Source organism: Acidiphilium sp. (genome assembly GCF_049977125.1).
Taxonomy (GTDB): domain Bacteria; phylum Pseudomonadota; class Alphaproteobacteria; order Acetobacterales; family Acetobacteraceae; genus Acidiphilium.
The window spans coordinates 1-4,413 of the sequence record NZ_JBMFGY010000156.1 but is presented as its reverse complement, the minus strand read 5'-3'; the positions used below and the strand labels follow the sequence as shown (position 1 = coordinate 4,413).

The following is a 4,413-nucleotide window of genomic DNA, read 5'->3' as shown; positions in this document are numbered from 1 at the left end:
TAAATCTGAGTAGATGTTTTCAGACGTAGCAGGCGCGCAAGGTGGAGAGGCGGCGCGATCTGCTCATCGGATAAAAATTTACAGACTGTTTCCGCCCGGTCATACAAAAGCGCGAGATTCTTTTTGTCGCCCATGGTCTAAAAAATCCTATGATTTTCCTGTGAAACCGATTCACTGGATTATTCACCAGAAAATGGCCGGGTGGCTAGGGGCGGTGGTATCCAACCCCCGGTACGATGGCCATCAAAAGAAATCTCGACCCCGTTTCAGCTAATCATATAGAGGCGCAAAGTACCCCCGTTTCGATCATTAACTCTCGAAAATCCGCCGCTTTTGGCATGCTAGGGCAGCGCGCCATCGCGCGCGCTACCTTGGTAGGGTCGGGGGCGATTGCGAGGCTCGCCTCCGCCCGGTCGCTGCCGGTCCGCTTCGCGGCCCTCGGCGACCAGGCTGCGCGTAGAAGCGCGGAAGTCCGCGCTTCTACTTGCCCTTCGCAGGGGCCGCCACGCGGCCTCTGCTGCGCGGCTCGCGCCCACCGGTCCGCTTCGCGGCCCTCTGGGCCCGATCCTTGCCTCCGCCCCGGCTCGTCGCTCGGCTTCGCCGAGCTCGTTCGCCGGAGCTGCGCGCTCCAGACGGCTTCGCCGTCTTCCGCTTGCGGCCGCGCCGGCCAAGGGCCGGCGCGGCGGGCTTCGCCCCCACCCGCCCCAAGAGGGGCGGGCGGCTCCCCCGGGTGATCCCCTGTGGGGGATCACCCCCCTACGAGTGATCTCCCCGCGTTTCCACGCGCCGCGTCCCGCCCGCCTGCGGCGGTCGAGCCACGACACGCGGAACCTTGCGCGGGGAGATCACTCGTAGGGCACCCCCCAAGCGCGGGCTTTTCACGGGCAAGGGCAGCGCGAGCGGCGCGAAGCGCCGCCCAAGGGCCAGCGCGCCATCGCGCGCGCTGGCTCGCGCAGAACGCTTAAGATTGTTCGCGCAAGTCGAGATGAGTCTCGATCCTCTCGATCCTGATCGAGCGGCGTTCAATTCAAGACGAAGAACGTCACCGGGGCCGGTGCGCTTAGATCATCGGTCCGGCTGATATGCGAAGTCCGCAAACAGACCTGGTGCGCATCACGAAGGGCGCACTACTAAACGTCCAAAATCGATCACCGTAGAAAGCGCGTGAGACGACCATTGACGTCTCATGAGACGGCCTGGTTCGGAATCGATGGAGTGTGCCATAGCCTGTGTTGCGGGGCGGATAGTGCGTCTCGTGAGACGGCTTAAGGTGTCGCGTGAGACGATGAAAGAGGTTGACCCCAAGCGCCAAGAACGGAACAAGCGGTATCGTACCGGGCTTGAGGAACGTGGCATCAAGGCGTTTCAGGTAGTGGCACCAGAGACAGCCAAAGGGCTGTTTCGGCGTGCCGCGGAACTGATGACCCGCGACAATGACCCGATGGAACCGCGCGCGGCCATGCGAGCGGCGGGTGGAGCGAACGAGCCGGAACCGCGTGAAGGGGCACCGGCATTGTTGGCCGAGCTGGACGCGGCCCGGAACCGGATCGCGGAGGTCGAGCGAGACGCGGCAATGCGACAAGCGGAGATCGAGGTGCTGGCAGAGGCCCGCGAGTGGGCTTTGCAGTCCGAGCTGGACGCCGCCAGGGCGGCAGAGGCCGAAGGGCGTGCGAAGATCGATGTGGCGACTGTGGAGGCGAAGGATGCTGCCAAAGACGCCCGAGAGGCGCAGGAACGGGCTACCGAGGCATTACAGCGTGCAGAGAAGGCCGAGACCGCCATCCGCCAGGCTAAAACCATGCCCGGCATCAAGGGGCGGTTGGTACGCTGGCTGGCGGGCGACGTGCTGCCGGATTAGCTGATCGGAATCGACCGTATTCGGGCAGGTCATTTTGACCTGCCCAGAAATTACGATTTCGGTATTATGAACACATAACTTTATTGAGCAGGGGTTACGTGCATCAGCGGACCATCTCCTTCAACAGCGACGTAGCGTGATGTTTATGACACGGAACGGTATTTCAGATCGCTGAAGCGGTTTGAGGTTCGCTGGTAGGCGAGGGTGGCAATGACCGTGATGTGTGGCATTCCCTCGCCGGCGAGACTGGCGGGGATGATGGCGTATCCATCGGTCCAGCGGCCGTCCGGCTCGGAATCGTGCCAGCCGGTGATCAGATCGGGATGGTCGAGCGAAATGGCTGTGCCATCCTGACGGGTGATGGCCGCGATCTTGACCCCGAGCTGACGCCGATCGCGTGGATCGGGGGAGAGATGGCCGGGTATCGTGCCACGGCTACCGATGACCACCACGCCGTCCGGCCGGCGCGTGATCGTGAGGGCCGGGTCTGGCGTGGTCTCGATGTCCGCCCGGAACAGCAGACTCGCCCGTACAGCTTCGACCACCGGGCCATGTTCGACGAGAGGTGCACAACCGGTTGTTTCCCTGAGTTTTTGCGCCATGTCCGGATGAAGAATTATTTGATTACTGGAATCGAAAAAATTTCTATTTCCGGTATCAAGGTACGATTCAACTAGTGTATTTTCTGCATATATAACATAATGACTATTGAGTTCCACATGATAATAATCGATAATATTTTTTGTTATTTGTCTGATAGTATGCCCATTAATAAGTGCTTTTGCCGGAATCAAATGCTCGTTTAGATATATGGCATGGTCTGGTGACACATATAAATCTCGCGCCGGAACCCCATTTTCAAGTGCGTTCGCTTCGATTACAATTGGGCAAACATTCTCAGGCCGAGGATGTCGCCTAACATCAATATGTCGGTGGCCAATCCACTCGATTGGTGAAAGGAGACCGCCGTGCGTTACCACGAGATCACCAACGATCAGCTTATCGACCATTTTTTCACCGCACTGCGTCAGAATATGAGTGCCGGCTGCAAAGCAGACCGTGATGTCAGTGCCACCATTAGAAGAATTTATAATAAATTCGTTAGAGGTATAAGTTCCTGCTGCAAGAAAGACTTCTCCAACAATACTTCCGGCGTTGTTCTCTAAAACAAGAGTTCCTCCGGCAGAAGGAGCGCCAAAAAATGAATTTTGCGTGAAAGTATCAGACGTTGCCTGTACGCCTTGTAGATCGATAGTATCGGTTGCGACAAACGGATTAATATCACCAAACGAACTATTTCCGAGAGAAAATTCTGTAATTCCGGAGTCAAGAATAATATCGTTATTTGTCCCAAAGATATTTACAATTGGCGGCGCTCCTGTAGCGAATGCAGAAGCGAGCTCGAGTGTGCCGTAACCAATAGACTGTGAATTCGCATTTTCTCCAACGTTAACACTATCTGAAATTAAAATACTTGGATTTGGATCTAGATAGTTAATTGCATTGTTGCTTATGTCTATGCTAATAACATCTCCACTAAAACCAATAATTTCTGCCGTAATAGGAGTTCCTGATGTTCCAGGCCCTTCAATATTGACTGTAGCTAGGGAACCCTCAATGGCATACGTTCCAGAGGAGGTGATATTACCAACTCCAAAAGTCGGGATCGATACAACAGTTGTCATTTATTTTCCTCTGTTTGCATGGTTATTATTTAAGTCTTGCAACGATAAACAAGAAAATACTCTGATGCAAGATAGCATCGTTAGATGAAGAGTTGTCTTCTGATGTCCCAGAATCGTTCGTTATGGAATTTGCGTGGGTTATTTGAACCCGTCGAACGGTGGGCGTTCTCCAAAGAGTTTAGCATATTTCGTGATAGCGTAATCGGCCTCGAGTTTGTGGGCTGACTCACGATCAGGCGTACGCCACCAGCAGATAGCCAGACTGCTCGCAGGAAAGCGCTCGCACCAAGGCGATTCCCGAAGCTTCTTCAAACCGTGACCGTTCCCATTCATGTCGGGACGGGTAGACCCGCAAAGTTCCCCCAATCGGCTCGCGAGGTTGCCGCTGGCACCGATATAGAGCGTACCGCTTGGGTCTTTTTCAAAAAGACGCGGCAGGATTCGTGGCGTGTTTTCTTTAGCCTCAGGGTCGAGAGCTACCACGACGTAGACGCCGGCAGCAGACCTATCGATCACATCCCCCCAAGACTTGAGCTGGAACCGGGAAGAATTAGGCATGATCGGATAAAGTTGGGGCCATTCCCGGCCAAGCCAGTTCGGTGTCATGGTTTTCTTCCTCTGTTGTGACGCAGAATCCCGCATTATGGAAAGCGGCGGATAGTTGCGGCGAAGTCATCGCATAGTCCCCGGTGCGGGGGCGGGCAGGGGTGGTAGTCATGGGCGCGCGGGGACTGGTCGAGACACCCCGCCAGGCCCGCGCCTGGTGCAGATGAATACTTGGCAGGGAGATTCTTCATGCGGCCGCAGCCGGGGCCGATTGGCTGGTGCGGAGGCGCATACTCAGAACCTCGATGCCGACCAGTCGGCCGG

3 protein-coding genes are annotated in these 4,413 nt (G+C 56.2%); 1 reads left to right on the top strand and 2 read right to left on the bottom strand.

The features are described 5' to 3' along the window. The first annotated feature begins 1,285 nt into the window (after positions 1 to 1,285). Complete coding sequence (locus ACP5E6_RS15550) at positions 1,286 to 1,858, top strand: hypothetical protein (protein ID WP_427955537.1); 573 nt, start codon at positions 1,286 to 1,288, stop codon at positions 1,856 to 1,858. Positions 1,859 to 2,001: 143 nt separating this feature from the next. On the opposite strand, the gene ACP5E6_RS15545 is transcribed toward ACP5E6_RS15550, so the two are convergent. Together ACP5E6_RS15545 and ACP5E6_RS15540 are read right to left on the bottom strand one after the other, a co-directional pair. After that, positions 2,002 to 3,543: a Hint domain-containing protein gene (locus tag ACP5E6_RS15545; RefSeq protein ID WP_427955535.1), complete on the bottom strand. Its 1,542-nt coding sequence runs from the start codon at positions 3,541 to 3,543 to the stop codon at positions 2,002 to 2,004. A gap of 138 nt (positions 3,544 to 3,681) precedes the next feature. After that, the gene (locus tag ACP5E6_RS15540) at positions 3,682 to 4,149 is read right to left on the bottom strand and encodes a hypothetical protein (protein WP_427955533.1); all 468 of its coding nucleotides are present in this window, start codon (positions 4,147 to 4,149) and stop codon (positions 3,682 to 3,684) included. Positions 4,150 to 4,413: the final 264 nt, after the last annotated feature.